This window comes from Vibrio sp. TRT 29B02, from assembly GCF_050113655.1.
GTDB lineage: Bacteria > Pseudomonadota > Gammaproteobacteria > Enterobacterales > Vibrionaceae > Vibrio.
The window spans coordinates 1-23,884 of the sequence record NZ_JBNJOJ010000015.1 but is presented as its reverse complement, the minus strand read 5'-3'; the positions used below and the strand labels follow the sequence as shown (position 1 = coordinate 23,884).

At 43.2% G+C, this 23,884-nt stretch carries 24 protein-coding genes and 1 pseudogene; 17 read left to right on the top strand and 8 right to left on the bottom strand.

The features are described from left to right. Window positions 1-14 precede the first annotated feature (14 nt). The 3 genes from ACQEXT_RS10935 to ACQEXT_RS10925 form a co-directional block, all read right to left on the bottom strand. A complete protein-coding gene (locus ACQEXT_RS10935) occupies window positions 15-728 on the bottom strand; it encodes a sugar ABC transporter permease (protein ID WP_269465938.1) in 714 nt (237 codons plus the stop codon). A 133-nt stretch (window positions 729-861) separates the two neighbouring features. Continuing rightward, window positions 862-2,166: an ABC transporter permease subunit gene (locus tag ACQEXT_RS10930; protein WP_426952035.1), complete on the bottom strand. Its 1,305-nt coding sequence runs from the start codon at window positions 2,164-2,166 to the stop codon at window positions 862-864. A 102-nt stretch (window positions 2,167-2,268) separates the two neighbouring features. After that, window positions 2,269-3,504: an extracellular solute-binding protein gene (locus tag ACQEXT_RS10925; protein ID WP_426952033.1), complete on the bottom strand. Its 1,236-nt coding sequence runs from the start codon at window positions 3,502-3,504 to the stop codon at window positions 2,269-2,271. Between the two features lie 215 nt (window positions 3,505-3,719). Here ACQEXT_RS10925 and ACQEXT_RS10920 point away from each other — a divergent pair, with 215 nt between their 5' ends. The 3 genes from ACQEXT_RS10920 (at window position 3,720) to ACQEXT_RS10910 (ending at window position 7,157) form a co-directional block, all read left to right on the top strand. Then, window positions 3,720-4,823 (top strand): ABC transporter ATP-binding protein, encoded by a 1,104-nt coding sequence (locus tag ACQEXT_RS10920; protein WP_025789583.1) that lies wholly within the window; start codon window positions 3,720-3,722, stop codon window positions 4,821-4,823. Window positions 4,824-4,901: 78 nt separating this feature from the next. Beyond that, entirely contained in the window at window positions 4,902-5,909 is a 1,008-nt protein-coding gene (locus ACQEXT_RS10915; RefSeq protein WP_025789584.1) for a LacI family DNA-binding transcriptional regulator, read from the top strand. Window positions 5,910-6,158: 249 nt separating this feature from the next. Then, entirely contained in the window at window positions 6,159-7,157 is a 999-nt protein-coding gene (locus ACQEXT_RS10910) for a glycoside hydrolase family 53 protein (protein ID WP_138955000.1), read from the top strand. A gap of 122 nt (window positions 7,158-7,279) precedes the next feature. On the opposite strand, the pseudogene ACQEXT_RS10905 reads toward ACQEXT_RS10910, so the two are convergent. After that, a pseudogene (locus ACQEXT_RS10905) lies at window positions 7,280-8,230 on the bottom strand (aldo/keto reductase). Window positions 8,231-9,261: 1,031 nt separating this feature from the next. Here ACQEXT_RS10905 and ACQEXT_RS10900 point away from each other — a divergent pair. Next, the gene (locus tag ACQEXT_RS10900; RefSeq protein WP_264403535.1) at window positions 9,262-9,576 is read left to right on the top strand and encodes a DUF2384 domain-containing protein; all 315 of its coding nucleotides are present in this window, start codon (window positions 9,262-9,264) and stop codon (window positions 9,574-9,576) included. Here ACQEXT_RS10900 and ACQEXT_RS10895 read toward each other — a convergent pair. Next, complete coding sequence (locus ACQEXT_RS10895; protein ID WP_264403536.1) at window positions 9,562-10,215, bottom strand: hypothetical protein; 654 nt, start codon at window positions 10,213-10,215, stop codon at window positions 9,562-9,564. The two genes, ACQEXT_RS10900 and ACQEXT_RS10895, sit on opposite strands and share 15 nt — an antisense overlap. Before the next feature lie 135 nt (window positions 10,216-10,350). Here ACQEXT_RS10895 and ACQEXT_RS10890 point away from each other — a divergent pair, with 135 nt between their 5' ends. From ACQEXT_RS10890 to ACQEXT_RS10880, 3 genes are all read left to right on the top strand, one after another. Further along, window positions 10,351-10,578 carry a hypothetical protein gene (locus ACQEXT_RS10890; protein ID WP_050633996.1) on the top strand — a complete coding sequence of 76 codons (228 nt, stop codon included), beginning with the start codon at window positions 10,351-10,353 and terminating at the stop codon, window positions 10,576-10,578. 447 nt (window positions 10,579-11,025) lie between these two features. After that, complete coding sequence (locus tag ACQEXT_RS10885; protein ID WP_426952029.1) at window positions 11,026-11,304, top strand: DUF2956 family protein; 279 nt, start codon at window positions 11,026-11,028, stop codon at window positions 11,302-11,304. After that, on the top strand, window positions 11,288-11,647 hold the full coding sequence (locus ACQEXT_RS10880) for a DUF4156 domain-containing protein (protein WP_269377888.1): 360 nt from the start codon (window positions 11,288-11,290) through the stop codon (window positions 11,645-11,647). Before ACQEXT_RS10885 ends, ACQEXT_RS10880 begins: the two co-directional genes overlap by 17 nt. Before the next feature lie 41 nt (window positions 11,648-11,688). Here the strand turns inward: ACQEXT_RS10880 and ACQEXT_RS10875 are convergent, their stop codons facing one another. Next, on the bottom strand, window positions 11,689-11,976 hold the full coding sequence (locus ACQEXT_RS10875; RefSeq protein ID WP_138973720.1) for a winged helix-turn-helix domain-containing protein: 288 nt from the start codon (window positions 11,974-11,976) through the stop codon (window positions 11,689-11,691). Window positions 11,977-12,180: 204 nt separating this feature from the next. Between ACQEXT_RS10875 and ACQEXT_RS10870 the strand changes: the two genes are divergently transcribed. The 4 genes from ACQEXT_RS10870 to ACQEXT_RS10855 are packed head-to-tail and all read left to right on the top strand — an operon-like array spanning window position 12,181 to window position 14,548. Further along, a complete protein-coding gene (locus ACQEXT_RS10870) occupies window positions 12,181-12,528 on the top strand; it encodes an ArsC family reductase (RefSeq protein ID WP_426952027.1) in 348 nt (115 codons plus the stop codon). Window positions 12,529-12,549: 21 nt separating this feature from the next. Then, window positions 12,550-13,683 carry a succinyl-diaminopimelate desuccinylase gene (dapE, locus tag ACQEXT_RS10865; protein ID WP_426952025.1) on the top strand — a complete coding sequence of 378 codons (1,134 nt, stop codon included), beginning with the start codon at window positions 12,550-12,552 and terminating at the stop codon, window positions 13,681-13,683. Window positions 13,684-13,685: 2 nt separating this feature from the next. Continuing rightward, window positions 13,686-14,360, top strand: a complete 675-nt coding sequence (locus ACQEXT_RS10860; protein WP_426952077.1) for a M15 family metallopeptidase — start codon at window positions 13,686-13,688, stop codon at window positions 14,358-14,360. 8 nt (window positions 14,361-14,368) lie between these two features. Continuing rightward, window positions 14,369-14,548, top strand: a complete 180-nt coding sequence (locus tag ACQEXT_RS10855; protein ID WP_269377891.1) for a DUF2897 family protein — start codon at window positions 14,369-14,371, stop codon at window positions 14,546-14,548. Between the two features lie 29 nt (window positions 14,549-14,577). Here ACQEXT_RS10855 and ACQEXT_RS10850 read toward each other — a convergent pair whose 3' ends face one another. Both ACQEXT_RS10850 and syd read right to left on the bottom strand, forming a co-directional pair. Beyond that, a complete protein-coding gene (locus ACQEXT_RS10850) occupies window positions 14,578-15,354 on the bottom strand; it encodes a Zn-ribbon-containing protein (RefSeq protein ID WP_269377892.1) in 777 nt (258 codons plus the stop codon). Window positions 15,355-15,356: 2 nt separating this feature from the next. Continuing rightward, window positions 15,357-15,902, bottom strand: a complete 546-nt coding sequence (gene syd, locus ACQEXT_RS10845; RefSeq protein ID WP_426952024.1) for a SecY-interacting protein — start codon at window positions 15,900-15,902, stop codon at window positions 15,357-15,359. Window positions 15,903-15,984: 82 nt separating this feature from the next. Between syd and queF the strand changes: the two genes are divergently transcribed. The 6 genes from queF to ACQEXT_RS10815 form a co-directional block, all read left to right on the top strand. Next, window positions 15,985-16,830 carry an NADPH-dependent 7-cyano-7-deazaguanine reductase QueF gene (gene queF, locus ACQEXT_RS10840; protein ID WP_269377894.1) on the top strand — a complete coding sequence of 282 codons (846 nt, stop codon included), beginning with the start codon at window positions 15,985-15,987 and terminating at the stop codon, window positions 16,828-16,830. A gap of 12 nt (window positions 16,831-16,842) precedes the next feature. Next, window positions 16,843-19,113 carry a tetratricopeptide repeat protein gene (locus ACQEXT_RS10835; RefSeq protein WP_426952021.1) on the top strand — a complete coding sequence of 757 codons (2,271 nt, stop codon included), beginning with the start codon at window positions 16,843-16,845 and terminating at the stop codon, window positions 19,111-19,113. Between the two features lie 103 nt (window positions 19,114-19,216). Next, on the top strand, window positions 19,217-20,782 hold the full coding sequence (locus ACQEXT_RS10830) for a GGDEF domain-containing protein (RefSeq protein ID WP_426952020.1): 1,566 nt from the start codon (window positions 19,217-19,219) through the stop codon (window positions 20,780-20,782). A 196-nt stretch (window positions 20,783-20,978) separates the two neighbouring features. Then, the gene (gene ppnN, locus ACQEXT_RS10825; protein WP_331416449.1) at window positions 20,979-22,343 is read left to right on the top strand and encodes a nucleotide 5'-monophosphate nucleosidase PpnN; all 1,365 of its coding nucleotides are present in this window, start codon (window positions 20,979-20,981) and stop codon (window positions 22,341-22,343) included. A 64-nt stretch (window positions 22,344-22,407) separates the two neighbouring features. Beyond that, window positions 22,408-23,184 carry a flap endonuclease Xni gene (xni, locus tag ACQEXT_RS10820; protein WP_138971815.1) on the top strand — a complete coding sequence of 259 codons (777 nt, stop codon included), beginning with the start codon at window positions 22,408-22,410 and terminating at the stop codon, window positions 23,182-23,184. Window positions 23,185-23,498: 314 nt separating this feature from the next. Next, window positions 23,499-23,884: contractile injection system protein, VgrG/Pvc8 family (locus tag ACQEXT_RS10815; RefSeq protein ID WP_426952018.1), on the top strand; the 386-nt coding region annotated here is incomplete at its 3' end.

The window sequence follows — 23,884 nt, the reverse complement described above, 5'->3', positions numbered from 1 at the left end:
TTTTCTCTCTAGTATTAGCCTTTTGTACTACCTGCTGTTAAGCCAGATACAAAGTATTTTTGTAGTGATAGATAAAGAAGCGCTACAGGTATTGAAATAAGCACAGCACCCGCTGCATATGTGGTATAACTCGCCCCCATTTTTTCTACGACCAAATTATATAAACCGATAGGTAACGTATAATTTTCAGGTGTTCTTAGAATAGTTGTAGCGAGAATAAAATCGCCTAGAGGACCCGTGAAAGAGAATAAGGCTACTACTGCAATAATTGGTTTTGAAATAGGCAGTATGATTTCCAAAAAAATACGGATATTACTCGCACCATCCATTTTTGCTGATTCATCCAGGTCTTTCGGTATCGCGTCCAAGTAACCTTTCATTAAATACGTGTTCATCGGGATCATGCCACCAACATAAACCAGTACTAATGCAAGATGGCTATTAATCAATCCCAACATCTGAGCTAAGACAAATATCGCAATTAGGGCGGAGAATTGCGGGATCATCTGCAACAGAAGGAACAGCATTAAGCCATTTTTTCTGCCCTTAAAACGAAATCGTGAGAACGCATATGACGTACATGACACGCTGATAAGTGTGAGAACCATCGTCAAAAAACTTATTTTCAGGCTGTTCCAGAACCAGGTCAGGTAAGCTACTTTGTCGTTCGCAAACAACGTTGCGTAATGACTTAACGTCGGGTTATCCGGGAAAATGGACTCACCCATGATACTGTTGCCTGGATAAAATGACGCGCCAACTGTCCACACTAGCGGGTATATTATAATCACTGAAACTAGTAGAATCAGACCGTAGCTCAATGTCAATCGGATGCGATTACTTCGTTTAATACTCATCTTGTTATCTCGCTTCTTCTTTGAATGAGTTGGTCATGCGGAATTGCCACAAGGCAATGCCCACCACAAAAATCGATAGTAATAAGGTGATTGCAGATGCGATACCGTATTGCGATGAAGACATCGTCAATTTGTAAATCCATGACACTAGAATGTCGGTACCACCAGCATTACTGCCAATCACCGCTGGGCCACCATTGTTAAAGAGATAAATAATATTGAAGTTATTGAAATTAAAAGTGTACTGAGTTATCAGAATAGGCGCGATTGAATACAGCACCAACGGTAAAGTGATCGTTCTTAACTGCTGGAATTTACTCGCACCATCCATCGTCGCAGCTTCATAAAGATCATTAGGGATCGCCTGTAGAACCCCCGTTGTCATGGCGAATACAAATGGAAAACCTAACCAAGTTTGGATCATGATTAACGCAACTTTTGTCCAGAACGGATCAGTCAACCAAGCTTTTGGCTCAATGCCAAAGAAGTCGAGAATCACGTTGTTGATGACACCAAAGCTGTCGTTAAACATCCCAGTAAAAATAAGGATGGTGACAAAGCCAGGTACCGCCCAAGGAAGAATAAAAATAGTACGGATAAGAGGCTTAAATTTAAGGTCTTTTTGGTTCACCAGAATCGCCAACAGAACCCCGACCGTGCATTGCAATGTTGATGCTACTAATGTCCAAACGATTGTCCACTGCAACACATCGATAAAGGTGTTACGCCATAAGTTAATTTGGAAAATGTTGAAAAAGTTCTTCAGCCCAACCCAGTCCACAAGTTTCGCAGGCGGTGAGTTGTAAAGGTTGTAGTTGGTAAAGCCAATAGCAAAACCAAAGATGATCGGAAACACAACAACAAAGACTAAAAGAATAAAACCCGGACTTATCATCAGATACGGGAAGCCAGCGTTGATGACATTGCGATACTGAACACGCAGTGAGTTCAGTGGACGGCCTTCATCCAGTAGTTTACCGTTTTTGTAGGCGTCATTAATGCTGAGCACATAAATCGCTAAACCAAATACCACCACTAGCGAAGCAATAATACCTTCTGCGAGTAGGAAAACTGAGTTGTCCTCTGGTAGGTTTTCGCCAAGTGTGACAAGCCCCCACATACCGTGGGAAATAAAATCACGAGTTACTGCATAAAAACTTGTTAGCAAGATGAAGAACATCATGCCTTTTACAAACTGTCGATTATAAAACTGGCCAAAGCCAGGAATTACTGAAAATAAAGAGGCAGTAAACCGTTGGGATCGATACAGCCCCGAGTTATGCTCAAAATGTTCACTCATGTCAGACATCACTTACAACTCCATTTCGGAAAACTTCTGGCGTCTGTCAGCCCCAGCCCAAGATGGTTATATAGGGCCGACAATTGCTTTCGCCAGAACAATATCTTTAAATTATTGGCCCATCATTGCGTGGTTAGCTTCTATTTGCATATTGATGCTGTCTACTGCAGAGTCGAGTGCACTTTTCGCATCTTGTTTATTCGTTGCAATCAACTGAAGTGCGCTGTTCGCAGGGCCCCACACTTCGTTCATTTCAGGAATGGAAGGCATAGACGTAGCGTGAATGGATTGCATCGCCACAGCACTTGCACCTGGGTCATTCTTGATAACAGGATCGTCTACCAATTTTGTCACTGCCGGAACCTCACCTGTGAGTTCAAATCGACGCTTAGCGTTGTCATAATTATTGACGAACGTAATAAACTCTTGTGCTAATTGTTTGTTTTTCGAGAAAGTGGAAATACTGTAACTCTTAACCCCCATAAATGACCCCATTTGCTCACCAGATGGCAATTTTGGAAGTGGGGCTACACCATAGTTGATCCCTGCTTCTTTGTAAGGCTGGAGCGCCCAAGGACCAGTTTGAACAATCGCTGCTTTGCCCGACGTGAATAGTGAATCGATAGCATTAAGCCCGTTATTACCAATGATGCCTGTAGGGAATACTTTAGAGTCATAGAACTTCTGAATGAATTTCGCGCCTTCTACTGCCCCTGGAGTATTCAATAATATTTTATTAGGATCATACGAACCGTCGTCTTTTTTAGCGAAAACATCACCACCCATACCGTTTAAAATTCCGTAGGTGTAATAAAGCTCATCCCATTTTGCTAGCAAACCGTATTTATTTTCTTCGCGAAACTTCTTAGACAGCTCAAATATTTCGTCCATCGTTTCTGGTAGCTCAGCAATAAGATCTTTGTTGTAAACCATAAATACGGTTTCAACGGATTTTGGCAAGCCGTATAGCACGCCATTGTAAGTCAATGCGTTAATAGAAGATTGACTAAATGTATCGGTAACGGCTTTATCGACCTGAATTGGAGCAAGTAAACCTTGGATAACCGCCCCACCGATCTGATCATGTGGGATCAAGACGACGTCAGGGCCAGTACCTGCTGGGCCATCCATGCGCAGAGATTCGACCTGACCGCCATATGGCATTTCAAGCACATTCACTTTCACATCATGTTTCTTTTCAAACGCTGCGACCGCCTCTTCATTACCCAAAGACTTTTGAATGTCTTCCCAGACTAATAAGGACTGCTGCGCTAACGCCATTGGCGAACAAAATAGAGCGGTAACTGCAAGAGCAGATAGTTTTTTACTAAATTTATTATTATCCATAAAGTTTCACGCCTTTTCGTTTTGGTAAAAATAAAATTTATGGTGCAAATATGCTCCTTTGTGTTATTTTTTCCATACAGGCTATTCATTGATGTGATTTAAATCACTAAGTCTAGCAGTTATTGTGATTAATCAGACAAGTGAAAATAAAATTTACTAAATAAAAATTGAATTAGATCACATACTTTATTTATTATCATTTAAGAGGAATTAAAATGTCTTCGATCCAGTTATCCAATGTCGTAAAACGTTTTGACGATACCCAAACCATTCACAACGTAAACTTGTCGATAGAAGAAGGTGAGTTTGTGGTGTTTGTTGGTCCATCTGGCTGCGGAAAATCAACGCTCTTGCGTATGATTGCAGGCCTAGAAAACATCAGTGATGGAGCAATATCTATTTCGGGAAATGTCGTTAACGACACTCCACCATCAGAACGAGGGGTTGCTATGGTATTCCAGTCTTATGCTCTATACCCGCATATGACTGTTGCAGAAAATATGGGTTACTCACTAAAAGTAAACAAAGTTCCAAAAGAAGAGCGAGATAAAAAAGTACAGCTGGTTGGTAAAGCACTACAGTTAGAACATCTACTTGATCGTAAACCAGCCCAACTGTCAGGCGGGCAACGTCAGCGCGTTGCTATCGGTCGTGCTATCGTGAGAGATCCTAAAGTGTTTTTATTCGATGAGCCTCTATCAAACCTTGATGCAGAATTACGTGTGGATATGCGTCTACATATTGCAAAGCTACATCAAGAACTTAAGTCAACCATGATCTACGTAACGCACGACCAAGTCGAAGCCATGACATTAGCAGATAAAATCGTCGTGCTTCGTGATGGTAAAGTTGAGCAAGTTGGCTCACCAATGGATCTCTACCATAACCCTGTTAACAGATTTGTTGCCGGATTTATTGGCTCGCCTAAAATGAATTTTCTTCCTTGTACCGTTGAAGCTTGGGATGAAACGAGCTTAACAGTGAGTCTAGATGTGGGTCATTCAATCACTTTACCGATAAAAACAGCTCAGGTTGAAATAGGTAAAAATCTAACGTTAGGTATTAGACCAGAACACCTCACGACAAATCCAGATATGATCACACTTGCATTCCAATGTGAAGTGGTCGAGAGACTGGGAGGCATGACTTACATCTTTGGCCAATGTGGCGGCGTGGATGACTTCAAATACCTTCATCATGGGGACACACAAGTACAGCCTGGTGAGTCAATTTCGCTATTTACATCACCTTCCCATTTACACATTTTTGAACCTGATGGAAACGTCATTAAATTTGATTCTGTACAATCAACACATTAGCGCTTTAGTGCCAAAGAGCATTCAGAATGCTCTTTGGCATGCTAGGACCGTCCGATAAAAACAATATAGGGTAATCTTTTGGCTACACTTAAAGACATTGCACAAAGAGCGAAGATTTCTACTTCCACTATTTCTCGCTTTCTTAACGAAGACCCTACTTTGTCTGTAAGTGAAGACAAAAAACGGGCCATTTTGGAGGCAGTAGAGTCTCTTGGCTATCAATCCCCTAAACGCAGTAAAAAACAGTTTGTTCATCATGAAGTAACCAAAACGAATGAGCCATTTGGCGTACGTGATGTTGTTATGTTGAACTTTTTAACGCCGACACAGGAAATAGACGACCCGTATTTCACTTCTATTCGTGCTGGCATTCAAAATCGATGCTTAGAAAAAGGAGTCGATTTAAGAACACTCCATTTAGACCAGATCGATACTAATATAAATCTAATAGAAAACGCTCCAGCCGTCATTGCAGTCGGACATTTCTCCAAACATATTGTAGATACCTTATATCAAGCTAACCACAATATCATATTTGTTGATTCTAACCCTTTAGGTAGCAAAACCGATGCAGTCTTAATTGACCGGTTGGCGTTGTCCAATGACGTTATGCAAAATGTACTAAAAAGCCGTTGTAAACGACCTGCTTTTATTGGCAATAACGAGGAGCGGTTACATACTTTTCGTAAAGTTACCAAAGAAAACGGCTTGTATCACGATGCGCTATGTAAAGTAAGTAAAGAGTATTGCATCGAGTCGGGGTATCAAGCAATGAAAGAAATGCTACAACTCGATGAGCTTCCCGACGTGGTCTACGCCGCGACAGACATGGTGGCCGTTGGTGTTTATCGAGCCATTTATGAGGCAGGGTTAACCATTCCAACCGATATACAAGTCATCGGCACCAATGATATCTCGTCAGCCCGACATATGAGTCCAAGCCTTACTACAATGCGACTGTTCCCGTTTGAAATGGGAGAAGTAGCAATAGATATGTTTATTGAAAAAATGGAAGGCAGAAAATACAAAAAAACGGTTTTATTTGGTCATGAGTTTATATGGCGAGACAGTTTTAAAATTAACTAACTGCGCGCTAATTTATGATTCTTTAACATCACGGATGATAAAATTGACTTAATAAATTTGTAGATGGATCATAATCACAATTATCTAAGTAAATTTACTTAGATAATTTACCCACAATCACAACTACATAAATCACCTTATAAAAATAATCACTAACACTTTTATACATCACCTCAACACTAAAATCCTTTGCTATATTATTTACGTTTAAAAACAATTAAAACGTGAATATATAAAAACGGTGAAACGATGAACAATACCCTAAAAACACTAGCCATCTTCGGCTCATTAGTGGCCTCAAACTATTCTCACGCTTTTATTAAAGGTGCGGATATTAGTTGGATAACTCAGATGGAAGACAGTGGCTACGAGTTCTACAACGATTGGGGCTATCGACAAGATGTCCTTTCAATATTACGAGACCATGGCATGAACGCAGTGCGTCTTCGTGTCTGGGTTAACCCCAGTGATGGTTATTACAGCTCACTGAATGATGTAATTGTCAAAGCGCAGTGGGCCAAAGACGCGAATATGGATGTGATGATTGACTTCCACTATAGCGACACTTGGGCCGATCCAGGTAACCAGTGGAAACCCGCAGCATGGCAACAACTGAGCTTCGAAGATTTAATGGGACAAGTATGGTCTTACACTAGAGACTCACTCAACACCTTAAAAGCTGCAGGTATCACACCAAAATGGATTCAAGTCGGTAATGAAACCAACAACGGAATGCTATGGAATGAAGGAATGGCTTCAAGCAACATGCGTAACTATGCATGGTTGTTTAATAGCGGACGCAACGCAGCCAAAGAAGTATTCCCAGACGCTAAGGTCATCGTCCATTTAGCCAACTGTCACGACAATGCTAATTTCCGGTGGATTCTTGATGGCTTACAATCCAACAGTGCTTGGTGGGATGTTATTGGCGCATCTTCCTATCCCAAGAATGCTACTGGCCTTACTTGGCAAGAAGCAAACAATCAATGCCTCTCTAATCTCAATGATATGGTCGAGCGCTACGGAACGGAAGTGATGATCACTGAAATTGGTGTGCCTTGGGATGAGCCTCAAGCAAAGACTATCGTTGCCGATATGATCCAAAAAGTACGTAGTGTTAATCAAGATAAAGGCATTGGGATTTTCTACTGGGAGCCACAGGCATATAGTTGGCAAGGTTATACTTTAGGTGCATGGGATCCAAATACGCGCCAGCCTACTCAAGCTCTTGACGCTTTTCTTGAATAACTCAAAGCAGAGTATTTTCCAAGCCCCTCTATGGTTAGAGGGGTACAATCAAAAAGAGCGAACGAAGCTATAGTTTGAATTAATACGTATCTATAGCCGCAATAAATACTGATATTGTCATTTCAGAAAAGGATACCTTGAATCTGTTCTTTCTCTGATTCTGAAAACTCCAAATGCCTCACAGCGGCTACATTTTCACACAGTTGGCCCGGTGAGCTTGCACCAATCAAAACAGAAGAAACGCGTTTATCACTAAGAAGCCAAGCAAGTGCCATTTGTGCAAGAGATTCTCCTCGCTCGCTCGCAATATTCGACAGGGCTTTAATATTTGGTAGATAATGTTCAACTAAGTTGGCTTCTAGATAAGAACGCTGATTATCTGCTCTAGATCCCTGCGGGATGCCGTGCAAATATTTCTCAGTTAGTAGTCCTTGCGCTAAAGGAGAAAAAGCGACCATACCTACGCCTGCGTGATTTAGTGTTTCTAGCAGGCCATCTTCTACCTGACGCTCAAACATTGAATATCTTGCTTGATGGACAAGGCACGGTGTACCCAGTTGCTCAAATAATTTCAGTGCTTGATCAGTTTGCTATGGTGAGTAATTCGAAATACCCACATACAATGCTTTCCCCTGGCGAACTAAAATATCTAGCGCAGATATCGTTTCCTCCAGAGGGGTGTCAGGATCAGGAGTGTGATGATAAAAAATATCAACATAATCAAGTTTCATGCGCTTTAGAGATTGATCAATGCTCGCCACAAGATACTTACGAGACCCACCAACACCATAAGGCCCTGGCCACATATCATATCCAGCTTTAGTGGAAATGATAAGTTCATCACGATAGCTGGCTAAATCCTGACTCAGGATCCGGCCAAGTGTTTCTTCAGCAGAACCATACGGCGGTCCGTAGTTATTCGCCAAGTCAAAATGAGTGACTCCCAAATCAAATGCCTTACGAAGAATAAAACGCGCATTTGCATACGAGTCATACTCACCAAAATTATGCCATAGCCCAAGTGACAGTGCTGGCAGAAGTAAACCACTGTTTCCGCACAGTCTATATGGCATAGACTCGTAACGCATTTCATCAACTAAATAACGAGCAATCGGAGCATGATTATTTGTGTTCATTTGATATCTCTAAATCCATATTGATGACTATTTACACACTCAACATCCCTGCCAAAGAAAAACGGTATACAGCGACATCAAGATATAACGGTGTCACCATAACGTATTTTTATTACATCCAGGTCCCAAAAACACAAAATTGTAATAACGATTATAAAATAAAGATAACTAGTAATATCATAATAAAATAGGAATTTTATTGTCAGCTTCATAAGAACAGGTTCTAATTTTGATATTCGTTTACATTTAGGTAGCACTGTTTAACCATTGAGAGAAGGTCAAGTCCCACAGAACAGTGAACTACCACCGCTCTACTAGACAAATTTATCCATAGAAGCATTACTCCAAGTTGGTCAAAGAGTGCATCATCGAAATGTAATGAATAGTTAATCTAACGCAGTTTGGGGCATTTATGAGGTAGCTTATGTCTCGCAAGTCACACCTTTAAAGGTCGAAAATGATCAAACTATATTGTAATTATTCAATTTTAATTGGAATTACTCAAACTATATTGGGCTCTGACAGCGATGTCAGTTACTGGAGCATCGTTAGTAGTATCGATGCTTTTCAAGTTGGTTGTCGCAGAAAAACGTGTTCGAATAACGAAGGTTAACTGTAGCTCCTTGCGATTTTATTATTCTCCCAAACTACTCTACGTCACGATACAGCCTAGACATAACACTCACAGTACAGATATAGAACGACGCTGTTACTCACATGACAATAGACATAGAATCGACATTTTGTTGATTCTATGTCGCTCCACTAACCTTAATTTGATAGACATAAGATCGACAATATGTCGATTCTACGTCTCAGTTCTGTTGAAAATGAAATCATATATTGGACATGCCTTCTCTCAACGTGCTACCACCAATGCTCTGCACATTAAGGCTTTATTCGATGCAGAAACTGGCGAAAATACATTAATATTTAATATAACGATAATAGATTAGGGATAAGTTTTGATGAATCAAAAGCTAGCCATCGGGCTAAAATACGCCGAAACATTGTTGTTAAAATGGGGAGCTACCCATGGACAGATACAAGTTATTCTACCAACTGAAGAGGGTAATCTTGAAATTAGAATCAGCCACATTTTAAATATCCATACCGCTTTAAGGGCAATATTTAGCAATGAAGACAATGTATATGGCTTTATGAGTCATACAAACAACAACACCTTCTTCAATGGACGAAGCCCAACTAGTATCATCGCTTCAGGACGCCTATCTGATTTGCAAGAAGTCAGAGAAAAGATTGAGAGCTTAGTTTTGAGCTGACAAAGGGTGTTCGACACCTACATTAGACAGGTTCATAAGCTCATAATGTGGCTCATCCCGTCGATTTCCCTTCCATAACACAGAAGAAACACATTCCAAATTTAGCATCGAGTTTTTCAGCTCTTCCACTACGTTTTTTTGAGATTCTACAGACGAATCACAGTCAACATTGACACTTAAATATGTATGTCGAGCCAATTCGGCTGCTTTTATGACATCTTTATAGTCAACTCCAGAGCTTCCCCCTTGAGTTAAAATTACGCTCGTGAATGATGATTTGAGTAGAATCAGAGCTAGCTGATAGTTGCAGTGACTCTCGCTCCAATCCCATATGATAGAACCTGTCAATTTATCAGGACCTTCTAACCGAGTTAATGAGTCAAAGTATGGTCCATACTCGTCCTTGCGAGTTCCAAATATTCTTACAATAAGGGGGCGTTCTCCACGCTGCATTAATTCTTTCTGTAGAACTCGCACAATATGACGCTCACCACTCCCACCTTTCGTTCGTAAAACGGCATAAACTTTAATTTCAGCACAGCACTCCTGCCAAAAACCAACATCAATGTCTTGCCGCGAAAAATCGGAAAGAATATTGATCCCACCGCCTAAATTGCGCAGTCGAGTTTTCTGATTCATAACAAACTCCTAAGGTTGCGTTGAGTCCCGTCTATCATTGAGAACAACAAATAGTCACCTAAATGTTGATGCACGACTGTGATTAGTGCTACGTAACATAGTAACCTAACAAAAAGAAAGGAAAGGAAGAACTCTATGACAACAAACAAATCAACGTTATACCCGACACTAACCCCTTTTAATTTGCCCAATGTTCCATTCAAAGTCATTGACCCAAGTGAACTACCTATCACCTATAGATTGGCTTTCGAAGAGTTTTTAGCTGGTTCAGCTGCACCACATCCTGTTTATGCCTATCAGCATGATTTTGAGCGGTTCATTTTATTGGTTGAACAAGGGCATATTAAAATAAAAGAATGCTAAGTTGTATAAAATGCAAATCGAGAAGACGACTAATGCCACTTAAAGCTTTGGGAATTGTAAAAGCTTAGCTTTACAGTCAAACCATATCAGCCTGATATATTGATGGACGAAACCGTAGTAGAGCAAGTATACGAACATATCTATTTCAGATATTCTAAGGTTGTTCGATTGGACATTAGTCGTTTTCATTGCATGGTTCACATCCGCTCTTGGGAATTGTGGGAAATTAGCGATACCTAAATATCCCTAAAAAAAAGAGCTAAAAATACTAACAAGTGCCTTGAAATGACGCCTATTTTTTGTAAAGAATTTTTACGTCGTTTTTACACAACAATGAGGCAAATCAATCAAAGCATTACATAGCGCTCTTAATTTTGTAAAGGAAACATTTTTCAAAACCTGTAAGTGACTGTATTTGAAAAAGATTACACTTAAACACTCACTCAATTGATAATTTTCCCGTATTTAAGATTAGAAGAGCAAACTAAACTGATTGCTCAAGGGATCGAAAAAGGCATTGCGCAGTATAAAAAGCAACAAAAAGAGCGTTCTCGTCAGGCAGATAAGGCGAAGAAAAGAGTTCAGAAAGCCAAACAACCGACTCAGCAATCAGAGCCATTGCCACAACGGGATCAAGAACCAGTTTCGGCTAAATCATCAATACTTCCGTGGTTGTTACTCATCGTAAGTTGGATAGGATTTTTTATTTATGTTACTCAGAAATAAAGGGCTGCTTGCCTCACTCGCCACGCTACTTCTTGCAGGCTGTACAACGCCAGTGACTCAGATTAATGGTGACGCGTCAGCGGTGCATTTGAGGCTAGATAGCCAATTCAATGCGGCTGAGTGTCATTGGCTTGGTGAAGTCACTGGCAGCGAAGGGCACTGGTATAGTTACCTGTTTTATCCTAATGACGTAATGGTTAAAGGAGCGCTAAATGATGTCAAAAATCGCGCTTCAGAGCTGGGAGCGAATACCGTTTACTTAGTTCACCCTCAAGACTTTGTGACCTCGTTCACCGTCATGGGCAACGCGTATATATGCCCGATTAGCAATGCTGAGAAATAAAAAAAACCTAGCGATTAACTCGCTAGGTTGATAATCCTCGTTTAAGCACTAAAACCTAAACTGGCGGCAATATCCGATCTTCGATCGGTAACCCATTGGCTATCGAACGGTCCCCAATCCGATAATTGATAATAGCCATCGTTGTGACGCCTCCCATCTTGGACAAACATCAGCTCAATGCCAATCCCCGGTAATGCTTTAATCACGTCTTGAATGGTACGACGCGGCCAGCCTGTTTGCTCAATCAGCTTGGGCACATTTGGGCGCTCTAAGTTTTCAACAAGCAGTGCAAGATACAAGCGCCTTGCAAAGACAGGACTCAATTCCATTGATACCTCCTATAAATTTCTAGAGTCATTATTTCTGTTTTGTCTCGGCGTGTGTTGCGTTCGATCAAAAACTCTACGATCGTCATCGTTTGAAACATCTTTTTTTAGCTCAATGAAATATATCCATCACACTTTTGTCTCGCTGTGTAGTTCCTGCTAGGATGCAGAAAACATATTAAAAAAGTCACTTTCGAAGGTTCTAGTATGACAATCACCATGTATGGCATCCCTAACTGCGAGACCATCAAAAAAGCAAAAAAATGGCTTGAGGCAGAGGGAGTGGAATACCATTTTCACGATTACCGCAAACAAGGTATCGACAAAGCGATGGTTGAGACATTCTGTCAGCAACTTGGCTGGGAGAACATCGTCAATAAACGCGGCACAACCTTTCGCCAACTCTCTCAAGAGCAAAAAGACAATCTTGACCAACACAGTGCGATTGAACTGTTGGTAGAACAACCGGCAATGATCAAGCGCCCTATTCTGGTTGCCAATGGCACCTACCACCTAGGTTTTAAAGCCGACCAGTACGCCGCTATTTTTTCATAACATAAGTAAAGGATTTCAAGGATGACAGACAGCCCGACTCTGGCTCTCGCAAAAGATTTAATTAGCCGTCAATCAGTAACACCAGAAGATGCAGGCTGCCAAGATGTAATGATTAAACGTCTTGAGGCTCTTGGCTTTAATATCGAAGTGATGGTGTTTGAAGACACCACTAACTTTTGGGCTCGCCGTGGCACCGAAGCGCCACTTTTTGCCTTTGCTGGTCATACAGACGTTGTTCCTGCTGGAAAACTAGAACACTGGGATACGCCACCTTTTGAGCCCACCATTAAAGGTGAGTTTTTGCATGGTCGCGGTGCTGCGGATATGAAAGGTTCGTTAGCGAGTATGATTATCGCAGTAGAACAATTCATCGCCGAGAACCCAAATCACAAAGGTTCAATTGGCTTTCTCATCACCTCAGATGAAGAAGGTCCGTTTATTAACGGCACGGTCAGAGTTGTTGAAGCTCTCATGGAACGTGGCGAAACCATCGATATGTGTATCGTGGGCGAACCATCCAGTACTGAAGTGGTCGGCGACGTGGTCAAGAATGGTCGTCGCGGTTCTATTACTGGTGATCTCACGGTTAAAGGGATTCAAGGTCACGTTGCTTACCCACACTTGGCGCGCAACCCAGTTCATCAATCACTACTGGCTATCCATGAATTGGCGACCACTGAGTGGGACCAAGGCAATGCCTATTTCCCGCCAACCAGTTTTCAGATCCCTAACGTACACGCCGGTACTGGCGCATCGAATGTGATTCCTGGTGAATTCAACGTGCAGTTTAATTTGCGTTTCAGTACTGAACTTAGCAATGAGATTATCGTTGAGCGTGTGACTGAGACTCTGGATAAACATGATCTGGATTACCAGCTTAAATGGACGTTCAACGGCGACCCATTCCTGACTGATACTGGCGCACTGCTTGACGCCGTCGTCGATGCAGTAGACGCCGTTAATCAGACTAAACCGGCTCTATTAACAACAGGCGGTACGTCAGATGGCCGTTTTATCGCAAGAATGGGTGGTCAGGTCGTTGAGTTAGGTCCGGTAAATGCGACTATTCACAAAGTGAACGAGTGCGTCAAAATCGCTGACTTAGAAAAACTCACTGCTATGTATCAGAAAACTCTAGAGAACTTACTCGCGTGATCATGACACCTGAGCAGCTAACCGGACAAACCCGCTCCCATTTAGTAGAAACTATGGTGGGGCAAAAAGCTTTTTTGGTTCATCCACAGGTGAGTCATGATCTGTTGTCCCTCAAAGCGTCGGCTGCTCAGGCTGGTTTTAATCTCAACATCGCCAGTGGATTTCGCGACTTTGAGCGTCAGAAAACCATCTGGAACAACAAGATGTCGGGAAACACCATGATTCTAGACAGTAACAGCCAACCTTTAGAGGTGGGAGGCCTGTCTGAAGAGCAAAAAGTCATGGCCATTTTACGCTGGTCTGCCCTGCCAGGGGGTAGCCGCCACCATTGGGGAACCGACTTCGATCTTTTTGACCGAGACAGCCTGCCAGCCGATACTCAATTGCAACTGGAGCCTTGGGAATATCTTAGCGGTCATCAAGCTAAGTTCTATCTCTGGTTGAAAGAGAATCTTGCTCAGCACGGATTCTTTCTCCCCTATGCAAAAGACCTTGGTGGCGTTGCCTTTGAGCCATGGCACATAAGTCATCGTTCTAGTGCAGAGCAGTGCTTGCGACTATTGACGCTCTCGACTCTTAAGCAACAGCTTGAGAGAACGCCAATTTTGGGTCAGCAAGCGGTGTTAGCGCAGCTAGAAACGATCTACAATCAGTTTATTAGTAATATTTGTCAGTAGGTATTGTGATGGAACTCCTCACCAACCCTTGGGTTATCATCTTTATTGTTCTGAGTGTCATCATTGGTAACATTGCCGCACTAAAATATACAGCCAAGATGAAGTTTGGTCAGATGGACAAGAAGCCTGATTCCACAAAAGAGTCAGAGAGTAAAACCGATAGCCACAACGAAAAAGACCCGCAATAATTGCGGGTCTTTTATTATCATGTCTCTGACTACTTGATGTGATCCCAAGAGATATTGGAAACGATACGACAATCGTCGCACTTGAAATAGAAGATATCGTGTAAGGGTTGGTCCAAAAGCCATTCTCCACCACACTTTGGACACTTACGCGCTTGCTCATCCGCAAGACTTTTTCCACCCACACGGTATTGGTAGTAATACGTGGGTATCTTAGTGATGTACTCAATCCGACCACGTAAATCCCAACCACGCTTAAATAGAACGCTGTCAGTATCGCAAATCTCATGCAAAGCGGCATGTTCTGCTCGGCAGCCACCTGCCATCTGGATTTCGTCACATGCCTGCCACTCTGTCTGCCACTTAATCACGGCTTTATGGTCACCATTCAGCGTCGGATCATTGCGATAAAGTGGGATTGGTAACAGGGTTTCACCACTACGCAGTGGAGAACATGTATGAACATACGTGGTATACAAAACTTGCCAGCTTGGCGCTTCTTGTTCCGCCGCCTCTTCCGAGTTTAGGTCGCGCCCAAGTAAACGCATTTTGGGTGCCAGCAGACAAGCTTCAGTTAAACGATTAAGGCACACTTTGACAAAATCAGAGTGGTAGTTAGGGTGCAAACTATCTTGCTCTGGACAGACGACGCGAACATAAAACTCGCCATCCCCCATCACAATTGGAAATTCACGGCCGAGCACTTGACCGTTATAACGAAACGCATCCATCAAACCATTAATTGCTTTGTCCACTGCCGAGATGGTCGTGTTATCGAAGCACTCGAACTGAAGTTCTACAACATACATACTTACACCACTGGCTCTAGATTCGCTAAAAACTGAGCGATATCTTGCGCTAAGATATCTCGCTTATCCGTCCCTAAGCGTTCGAGGATGACATTACCCGAAAGGTTGCAGATCGAAATCACGTCCAGTTCCGCATCCGTTGCAGCAATAAATACCGTAGGTTTAAGTTTTAGGCGGCGTTGAGTAACAAGGTGCCCTAAGATGTTTTCTTGTAGTCGAACAAAATCGTCGTCACTCCAAACTTGGAGCAAAGTCAGTTCGTTACCTTGCCAAGTCGCCTCCATATCTGCGCTATATTGAGAACCGTAAAAGGTCTTGATATCTTGATGCAGGCTCAGCTCTATCGCGCTTTCAACATTGGTAAAATCCGCAGGAGTGTCTCGCTGACAAGCTTGCCACTCTACCGCCTCATCGCTCTTTCTCTCAACGCATGGCGAGACGAGATCCACCAACTCAGTACTCGTCGGTAACAGACCTGATACATCTAAGTGTGCCTGACGATATTTTTCACTGAATGAGAGTAACGCTTGTAAGGCATTATCAGCCATTAGATTCTCCAACATGAATATTCGCTTTTAACAGCGGGATTGCGTAAAATTCTCGACATTCTAATAGAAAATGAACAAAAGTATGAGCAAATATTCTGACGCCAAAGAACTTGCCGGTCTAACCTTAGGCCAAAAGACTGAGTATTCTAACCAGTATGACCCGAGCCTACTGCAACCGGTTCCTCGCAGCCTCAACCGAGATGATCTTGAGCTTGGCGATAGCCTGCCGTTCCAAGGCTGTGATATTTGGACTTTGTACGAACTCTCTTGGTTAAATGACAAAGGGCTGCCACAAGTTGCGATTGGCGAGGTTTCAATCCCTGCGACCAGTGCCAACCTAATCGAATCCAAATCTTTTAAGCTCTACCTAAATAGTTTCAATCAAACCCAATTTTCATCTTGGGACGAGGTGGAGCGCGTATTGGTCAAAGATCTGTCTCAATGCGCTGGCGAAGAGGTTTCCGTCACGGTTCGCTCTGTTGTCGACTACACTGATTCACTCATCGTCACTATGGATGGAGAGTGTATTGATGAGCAGGACATCGAAATAACTAGCTATGACTTCGACAGAACACTGATTCAAGGTGCTGCTACAGGCGAAGTGGTAGAAGAGAGCCTACACAGCCACCTGCTTAAATCAAACTGCCTAATCACCAACCAGCCAGACTGGGGCAGCGTTGAAATTCAATACAAGGGTAAGCAGATAGATCGTGAAGCACTGCTACGCTATATCGTTTCATTCCGTGAACACAATGAGTTCCATGAACAGTGTGTTGAACGTATTTTCACTGACATAATGGAATTTTGTCAGCCTGAAACCTTGACCGTTTACGCACGCTACACGCGTCGCGGAGGCTTGGACATCAACCCATATCGTTCAAATGTGAACAGCCAGCCAAATCATAATCAACGTATGGCTCGCCAATAGGAATTACTCAGAATGATAAGAATACGCTGGAAACACTACATCTGCGCTTTGATGCTGATGGTGTCTTCACCCCTGATGGCGAGTACGATTTATTCTTCACCATCACTAAACGAAGCGAATAGTCTGGTCAATATTGTTCCCAAACAGGCGAAACAATTAGCGACGGATTATCTTAACCAGCGTACCTTATCTGATAAAACCGATCAGAGCCCTTCTGGCATTTCTCGAGATGAAACCGACAGTCGGACACGCACTCCGGGTAGCACTATCGATGCGTTAAGAATATTGGCTCAAGCAGATTTTAATATCGGTAATGTACCCGGCGCACTAAAATATCTGCAAGAAGCGAAAACCTTAGCTCAAACCTATCGATTACCCTATTTACTTATCGAAACCAAGCTCGACGAACTTAGGCTCAACTGGCTTATTGATGGTAACGCGATCAAAGCAAGAGACGTGCTATCAAAAGTCGAACAAGAGTTTGACCAAATTGGCAATTCACAACAGCTCGCTCGTGGATTAAAATACAACATCATCATGCTCAAAGCCGCCATTGCGTCAAAAGAAGGTGAAATTGCCATCGCAGATGAGTATTACCTAGCAGCTAAGCCGTATGTTGAAAGTGCGAAGTCAATCCACACATGGATCGAGTATCACACAACTGTGGGTCAGCACCTGCTTGCTAACAAGAAGTACAATCGAGCGCTCTCTGAATTACTCATCAGTTACTGGAAATCGATAGAAACAGACTCAGCTCGACAGCTCGCTGAGGTCAACCGCACTCTGGGCCAGCTCTTCTACGAACGAAAGGTATTAGATAAGGCCAACGATCACTACTCACAGGCGGCAGACTTTTTCGACAACTACCAGAACTCCCCTGCCCTTGCTCCCATTCTCAAAAGCATGGGGGACATCTATTTCCAGCAGGCAAAATATAATCTCGCATTAGTTCATTACTTCAACGCAATGGATCATGAACGTCTACAGAACAATATTGAGAGCGTGATTGAAATTCGCATCTCTCTTGCGGCTACCTACTTGCATCTAGTCAACTACACATTGGCTGAGCAGTATTTAGACCGAGCACAAGAGTTACTGGCCTATGCGGAGATTCCACGGTTAAAGTCCTATGCGTATCTCCTTGAATCCGGTTTAGCTCTTCATAAACAGGAGCCACAAAAGGTAATTACCAAAGCGCGTAAAGCTCTAGAAATTGCCAAACAGCAGCAGGATATCGGCACGCAAAAATCAGCGTGTCAGCTGCTTTACCTCGGCTACGAACTCAATAAAGAGTATAAGCTTGCTCTCAAATATCTGGTTCAATACAACTCCTTGGCGACCATTGAGCAGCAGCAACTCGATCTGATCAGCGAAGACGCATTTCGTCAGCAGAAGGAGTTCGTCGAGCAAACTCTTCATCTCAACGGACAGAAAGAGCAGTTGGAGAAGACGCACAATGAATATCGCAAGTTCCAAAACATTACCTTTACGCTGTTTCTTCTCTGCGCCTTACTGTTTATCTTCTTGTTGCGCCGTGGTCACGTAATCAATGTCCAGAAAGAAGAGCTCGATGAGCTTAATGAAGATCTTTATACGCATTCCCGTTCAGGGCTGAAAAACCTACGGATGCTCAATGCGAAGTTGCCAGCTTCACTAGAAGAAAGCAGCCACAAGTTTGAAAAATGGCATGTAGGGGAACTGATACATGAGCCACTTAATGATCGTTTACGTTTTGTGATGATTGATGTCCCTTTCCTGCGCAATATGTACCTTCAACATGGTTATCAGGAAGGACTCAAATTAGAACGTGCATTTGGCGATTATCTACAACAAAAAGTGGAGCACCCTGCGCGTATTTACCATTTTTCCGATGCCAATCTGCTTTATATCGAACCAAATAGTAAAGACAGTACCGATCCAGAGGCCATGTTCGAAAAGATCCAACAATGGATCATGGAATTCAAGCCTGATCGGATTCTTAACCGCGTCATTCGTATTGGTATGGCAGACTATCCATTCCTTCCAAGAGCGTATACTGCGGTTAATGATAAGGAACTAATTGATGTACTACTGATGTCAACCAGTACCGCTCGCACACTGAGTATGAAAGAACATTCAAGTCAATGGGTCTATTTAAAAGCCATTGAAAACGCACCTGCTGCAAGTTTAGCCACTGGTAATATCCGCAAGGCTTGCAAGCATTCCATCAACCAAGGGCTAATAAAAGTACACTCTTCGTTCAAGAATGAGGACAGCATCAAAAAACTACTAAAAGATGAGTAAAAGCTCGTCAATCAAACGTGGTAAGTCGTGACGCCCTCGTTTTATTTGATATTATCGACAGATTAATAAATAAATTAGATTCTATCTTTAAGTTTAGATTTTCATGGGCGTCCTCGAACAAGATCTTCAGTCACAGCTGCACAACCTGAAATCTCAATTGGAACAGGTTCGATTGACACAAAGGGATACCTCGTTCAAATTTAAAAGAGAACAAAAGGTACTCCAACGCATTATTGCGTCGCTTAGTGCCGCCTATAAAAGTGAAAACCCGCGACTTCAGACGGGTCTAATAGAACTAAAACAAGCTATAGAGCAACAACAAGACGTCAGTACACTAATACCGAAACTCGCGGTATTAGAACGCTTGCTTAAACAACAAGGCTTGGCTATGGAAAAACAGACAGAGCACTTAGACACGCAAATTAAACACAGCGGTGAAACCCTGCTGCGTCTTACTGGGCTGCCCGCTAAGATAAAACGCGATCTACGTGATCTACTGAGTTACTCCAGCGGTCTTGAGCACTCAAAAGCAGAACAAGCTCTGCGTCTTCTCAGTCTCTACGAACGCTCTGTTAAAATCATCACTTCTAATCCTGATTTCAGCATTAATAAGATCTCCAGCAGGTCCGACCGTGAATTGCTGCTGAGGTTGTCTGAAGAGTTACAGCACCTTATTACCGAACTGGACTTTGAGGGTGAATCAGGCGAGTTGCTGGCCGATATTCGAGCTAAATTGCTTATTGGCGTTAATAGCCACGTATTACTTGAGATGACGCTGCAAACTCTCAAGTTGGTCATTGATGGCACCCATTATGAGCGTAAGACCTCTGAACAGTTCCTAGAACAAGTCAACGCGTCTCTGTCATCCACACTGAAAAGTTCAGCGCAAAACGTCCAGCAATCACACAGTTATTTTGAACATCGCCAAGAAATGAACGGTGAACTCACCGATCTGCTGAGCGATACTCAAGCAAAAGTGACGTCGGCAACCAATCTGGAGTCGCTGAAATCACAAGTAACACCGCTACTTGCTCAACTCAATTCTTTGACGGAACGATTAAAGCATGCCGAACAACGTGAGCAAGCCTTGCTTGAACGTATGGACTATGGCAAGAATCAACTGGAAGCCTTATACGACGTAACGCAAGACTACCGCCGCCGTTTAGAAGATCAGGCTCAGCGTATGTTATTGGACCCACTGACGAAGGTATATAATCGTGCCGCCTTCAGTGATCGTTTAGAACTCGAGTATCGACGTTGGATTCGCGCCCAACACTGCTTACGGGTGGTGCTGCTGGATATTGATGGCTTTAAGTCGATCAACGACAGCTTTGGTTATGCTGCGGGAGACAAAGCCCTTAAGATCATTGCTCGTACCATTAAGAAAGAGCTGCAAGATACCGACACGGTTGCACGTTTTTCTGGCGAAGAGTTCATTCTTTTGCTGCCAGAAGTCACAGACACTGACGCATTTAATCTTATTCAGACTATACAGACTCAGGTCTCTAAACTGCCGTTCAAATTCCGTGACCGTAATTTAACCATCACACTTTCCGCCGCGAGCACAGCTTTCAAAGACTCTGACACTCCAGAAGAAGTGCTAGAGCGAATCAACTTGTGCCTCAACGAAGCGAAAAGTATCGGTAAAAACCAGCTCGTTTGGCGTTAAACCTTCTGTCGCCAACTCTCCTGCCACAATGAAACTGTGATTGATCTATATATATCAAACAGTTAGCTTTTATATCATCAAAAACCTGCTAAGCTTAAAAGACCGTTGCTGAACAATAACTACTTGTTGGCAACTCATAAGGACAAGAATAACAACGATAATGTACTCGACTAGAGTACTGTTCAAGGAGGTCACTATGATCACGCATATCAGTCCAGCTGGCAGTATGGACTTACTCTCTCAACTTGAAGTTGAGCGCCTTAAGAAAACTGCTTCGAGTGATCTTTACCAACTCTACCGTAACTGTACTCTAGCGGTACTCAACTCAGGTAGTCATACTGACAACTCAAAAGAGCTGCTGGATAAGTACAAATCATTTGATGTAAACGTGGTGCGCCGTGAGCGTGGTATCAAACTAGAGCTAAGTAACGCTCCAGAACATGCGTTCGTTGATGGAGAAATCATCAAAGGTATCCAAGAACATCTGTTCTCGGTTCTACGTGATATCGTCTACGTTAACATGCACCTTGCGGACAATCAGCGTCTCAACTTAACCAACGCTAGCCATATCACTAACCTTGTTTTTGGTATCTTGCGCAATGCGGGGGCACTCACTCCGGGTATCGAACCTAACCTTGTTGTCTGCTGGGGTGGCCACTCGATTAATGCAACAGAGTACCAATACACACGTGAAGTCGGTAACGAACTGGGTCTACGTGAGTTGAATATCTGTACAGGTTGTGGCCCCGGCGCAATGGAAGGGCCGATGAAAGGCGCGGCAATTGGACACGCCAAACAACGTTACTATGAACAACGCTATCTTGGCCTCACTGAGCCATCGATCATTGCCGCAGAGCCGCCAAACCCGATCGTGAATGAACTGGTTATCATGCCTGATATCGAAAAACGTTTAGAAGCGTTTGTGCGAATGGCGCATGGTATTGTTATCTTCCCTGGAGGTGCGGGGACCGCAGAAGAGTTGCTATACATTTTGGGTATCATGATGCACCCAGAAAACGCAGATCAACCTCTACGTATCGTGCTAACAGGGCCTAAAGAGAGTGCAGAATACTTTAACTCCATTGACCGCTTCATTGGGGATACGCTCGGTCCAGATGCTCAGAAGCATTACCAGATTGTTGTCGACGACCCAGCCAAAGTCGCTCAAATCATGAAACAGAGCATGGCAGAAGTCCGTCAACACCGTAAAGACACAGGTGACGCCTACAGCTTCAACTGGTCACTAAAAATTGAGCCAGAGTTTCAGTTACCGTTTGACCCAACGCATGACAATATGTCGAGCCTTGATCTGCACCTCAATCAACGCCCAGAAAATCTCGCCGCAGCCTTGCGTCAAGCCTTCTCTGGAATCGTGGCTGGTAACGTAAAAGCAGAAGGGATCCGAGAGATTGAACGACATGGTCCATTTATATTGGACGGCGATGCAACTCTGATGAAAAAAATGGATAAGTTGCTTAGAGACTTCGTTGAGCAAGACCGTATGAAACTGCCAGGGGGCACCGCATACGAACCTTGCTATCAGATTAAGACCAGTAGTTAGTGACTGGCATTCTTAGCTTCATCCGATACAATAAGGGCCCTGTGCCCTTATTTTTTTGATTTGTATGTCTATTCATCTTGTTATTATCGACGCGCTAAACCTGATCCGCCGAGTCCATTCAGCCCAACCTGATCCCAACGATATAGCAAGAACGATATCAACCACATCTCGTACCCTGCATAGGATATTGTCTGAGTCCAAGCCGACGCATATCATCGCAGTGTTTGACCACCACTTGCAAGAGCGAGGATGGCGAGCAGAAATACTTCCAGAATACAAACAAAATCGGAAGCCAATGCCAGAGCCTTTACTAAAAGGGTTAGAGTCGATCCAAGATGCATGGTGGAAGATTGGAATCGATTCGTTGCTTTCTGAAGGTGATGAAGCTGACGATCTGGTAGCGACACTCGCCATGAAAGTCGCCAACCACAATGAGAAAGTCACTATTGTATCGACAGATAAGGGCTACTGTCAGTTACTCTCACCGACTCTGCAAATCCGTGACTACTTCCAACATCGTTGGTTAGATGAACCATTTATCGAGAATGAGTTTGGCGTTAAATCTAAGCAATTGGCGGATTACTGGGGATTAACTGGGATTAGCTCAAGTCAGGTAACGGGTGTACCAGGCATTGGTCCTAAAGCCGCAAAAGAGATTCTGAATCAATTTGAAGATATCGAACAAGCTTACGCCAGTGAAGCGCTCCCCGCTAAGTACAGAAAAAAACTCGATGAACATATAGAGTCAGCGCGCCGATGCAAACAAATAGCCGCTCTGAAAACGGATATAGAGCTTGGGTTTAACTTGCAAGATATTCGTTTTACTGGTGCTAAAGAGTAAAAAATTAGCACCTTAATCAACCGAACAAGGTAAGTTAACCAACTTCTACGTTAACCCCTCGATACTAAATGACCATTATCTTCTCATCAAGCAATAGAACCAAGATCAAATTGTTTGATATTGAAACAATTCTGATACTCAATCAACAGCATAAAGATGAAAAATCAGTGTGATTCAAATGACAAGCGATCGAGGGCAAGTGCTCACACATCCCCCTCGCTAGTTGGGTATCTAGGAAGCCTTAATCTTTAACCGCCATGAGTGGTACTGTACGTTAACGTTATGGCTTTCTCCCTTTTCCCCGAGGAGAAAAAATGGCCACTTTAGCGTATACCATCAATATAGAAGGACTCGGCGATGATGCCTTGGTTGTGACTCAGTTCGATGGGCAAGAGTCCTTGTCTGCCAGCGTGTTTCATCATCGACCTTGTTACGGTTTTTGTTATCAAATCACCTTAGCCAGCCGTCGGCATGACTTAACCGCAGACCAAGTAGTGGATCGACAGGTCGAGCTGCGCATGTACCGCAATCAAGTGTTGGTGCAGCGCGTACATGGGATAGCACGCGCGTTCACGCAGGGCGACATTGGTCATCACCATACTCGCTATGCCTTGACGCTGGTGCCTGCGCTGGAACGTCTCTCGCTGCGCCACAACAGCCGGATTTTCCAACATAAGACCACGCCTGACATCATCGAGAC

Bases quoted from the DNA above. Each gene is read 5' to 3' on its own strand.
- ACQEXT_RS10895 (WP_264403536.1), bottom strand. From the start codon at position 10,215: ATGAATCAGAAAACTCGACTGCGCAATTTAGGCGGTGGGATCAATATT.
- ACQEXT_RS10935 (WP_269465938.1), bottom strand. From the start codon at position 728: ATGGGTGAGTCCATTTTCCCGGATAACCCGACGTTAAGTCATTACGCA.
- ACQEXT_RS10875 (WP_138973720.1), bottom strand. From the start codon at position 11,976: ATGGAATTGAGTCCTGTCTTTGCAAGGCGCTTGTATCTTGCACTGCTT.
- ACQEXT_RS10890 (WP_050633996.1), top strand. From the start codon at position 10,351: ATGACAACAAACAAATCAACGTTATACCCGACACTAACCCCTTTTAAT.
- ACQEXT_RS10925 (WP_426952033.1), bottom strand. From the start codon at position 3,504: ATGGATAATAATAAATTTAGTAAAAAACTATCTGCTCTTGCAGTTACC.
- ACQEXT_RS10830 (WP_426952020.1), top strand. From the start codon at position 19,217: ATGGGCGTCCTCGAACAAGATCTTCAGTCACAGCTGCACAACCTGAAA.
- ACQEXT_RS10855 (WP_269377891.1), top strand. From the start codon at position 14,369: ATGGAACTCCTCACCAACCCTTGGGTTATCATCTTTATTGTTCTGAGT.
- ACQEXT_RS10910 (WP_138955000.1), top strand. From the start codon at position 6,159: ATGAACAATACCCTAAAAACACTAGCCATCTTCGGCTCATTAGTGGCC.
- ACQEXT_RS10900 (WP_264403535.1), top strand. From the start codon at position 9,262: ATGAATCAAAAGCTAGCCATCGGGCTAAAATACGCCGAAACATTGTTG.
- xni (WP_138971815.1), top strand. From the start codon at position 22,408: ATGTCTATTCATCTTGTTATTATCGACGCGCTAAACCTGATCCGCCGA.
- queF (WP_269377894.1), top strand. From the start codon at position 15,985: ATGAGCAAATATTCTGACGCCAAAGAACTTGCCGGTCTAACCTTAGGC.
- ACQEXT_RS10835 (WP_426952021.1), top strand. From the start codon at position 16,843: ATGATAAGAATACGCTGGAAACACTACATCTGCGCTTTGATGCTGATG.
- ppnN (WP_331416449.1), top strand. From the start codon at position 20,979: ATGATCACGCATATCAGTCCAGCTGGCAGTATGGACTTACTCTCTCAA.
- dapE (WP_426952025.1), top strand. From the start codon at position 12,550: ATGACAGACAGCCCGACTCTGGCTCTCGCAAAAGATTTAATTAGCCGT.
- ACQEXT_RS10880 (WP_269377888.1), top strand. From the start codon at position 11,288: ATGTTACTCAGAAATAAAGGGCTGCTTGCCTCACTCGCCACGCTACTT.
- ACQEXT_RS10860 (WP_426952077.1), top strand. From the start codon at position 13,686: ATGACACCTGAGCAGCTAACCGGACAAACCCGCTCCCATTTAGTAGAA.
- syd (WP_426952024.1), bottom strand. From the start codon at position 15,902: ATGGCTGATAATGCCTTACAAGCGTTACTCTCATTCAGTGAAAAATAT.
- ACQEXT_RS10870 (WP_426952027.1), top strand. From the start codon at position 12,181: ATGACAATCACCATGTATGGCATCCCTAACTGCGAGACCATCAAAAAA.
- ACQEXT_RS10930 (WP_426952035.1), bottom strand. From the start codon at position 2,166: ATGTCTGACATGAGTGAACATTTTGAGCATAACTCGGGGCTGTATCGA.
- ACQEXT_RS10920 (WP_025789583.1), top strand. From the start codon at position 3,720: ATGTCTTCGATCCAGTTATCCAATGTCGTAAAACGTTTTGACGATACC.
- ACQEXT_RS10850 (WP_269377892.1), bottom strand. From the start codon at position 15,354: ATGTATGTTGTAGAACTTCAGTTCGAGTGCTTCGATAACACGACCATC.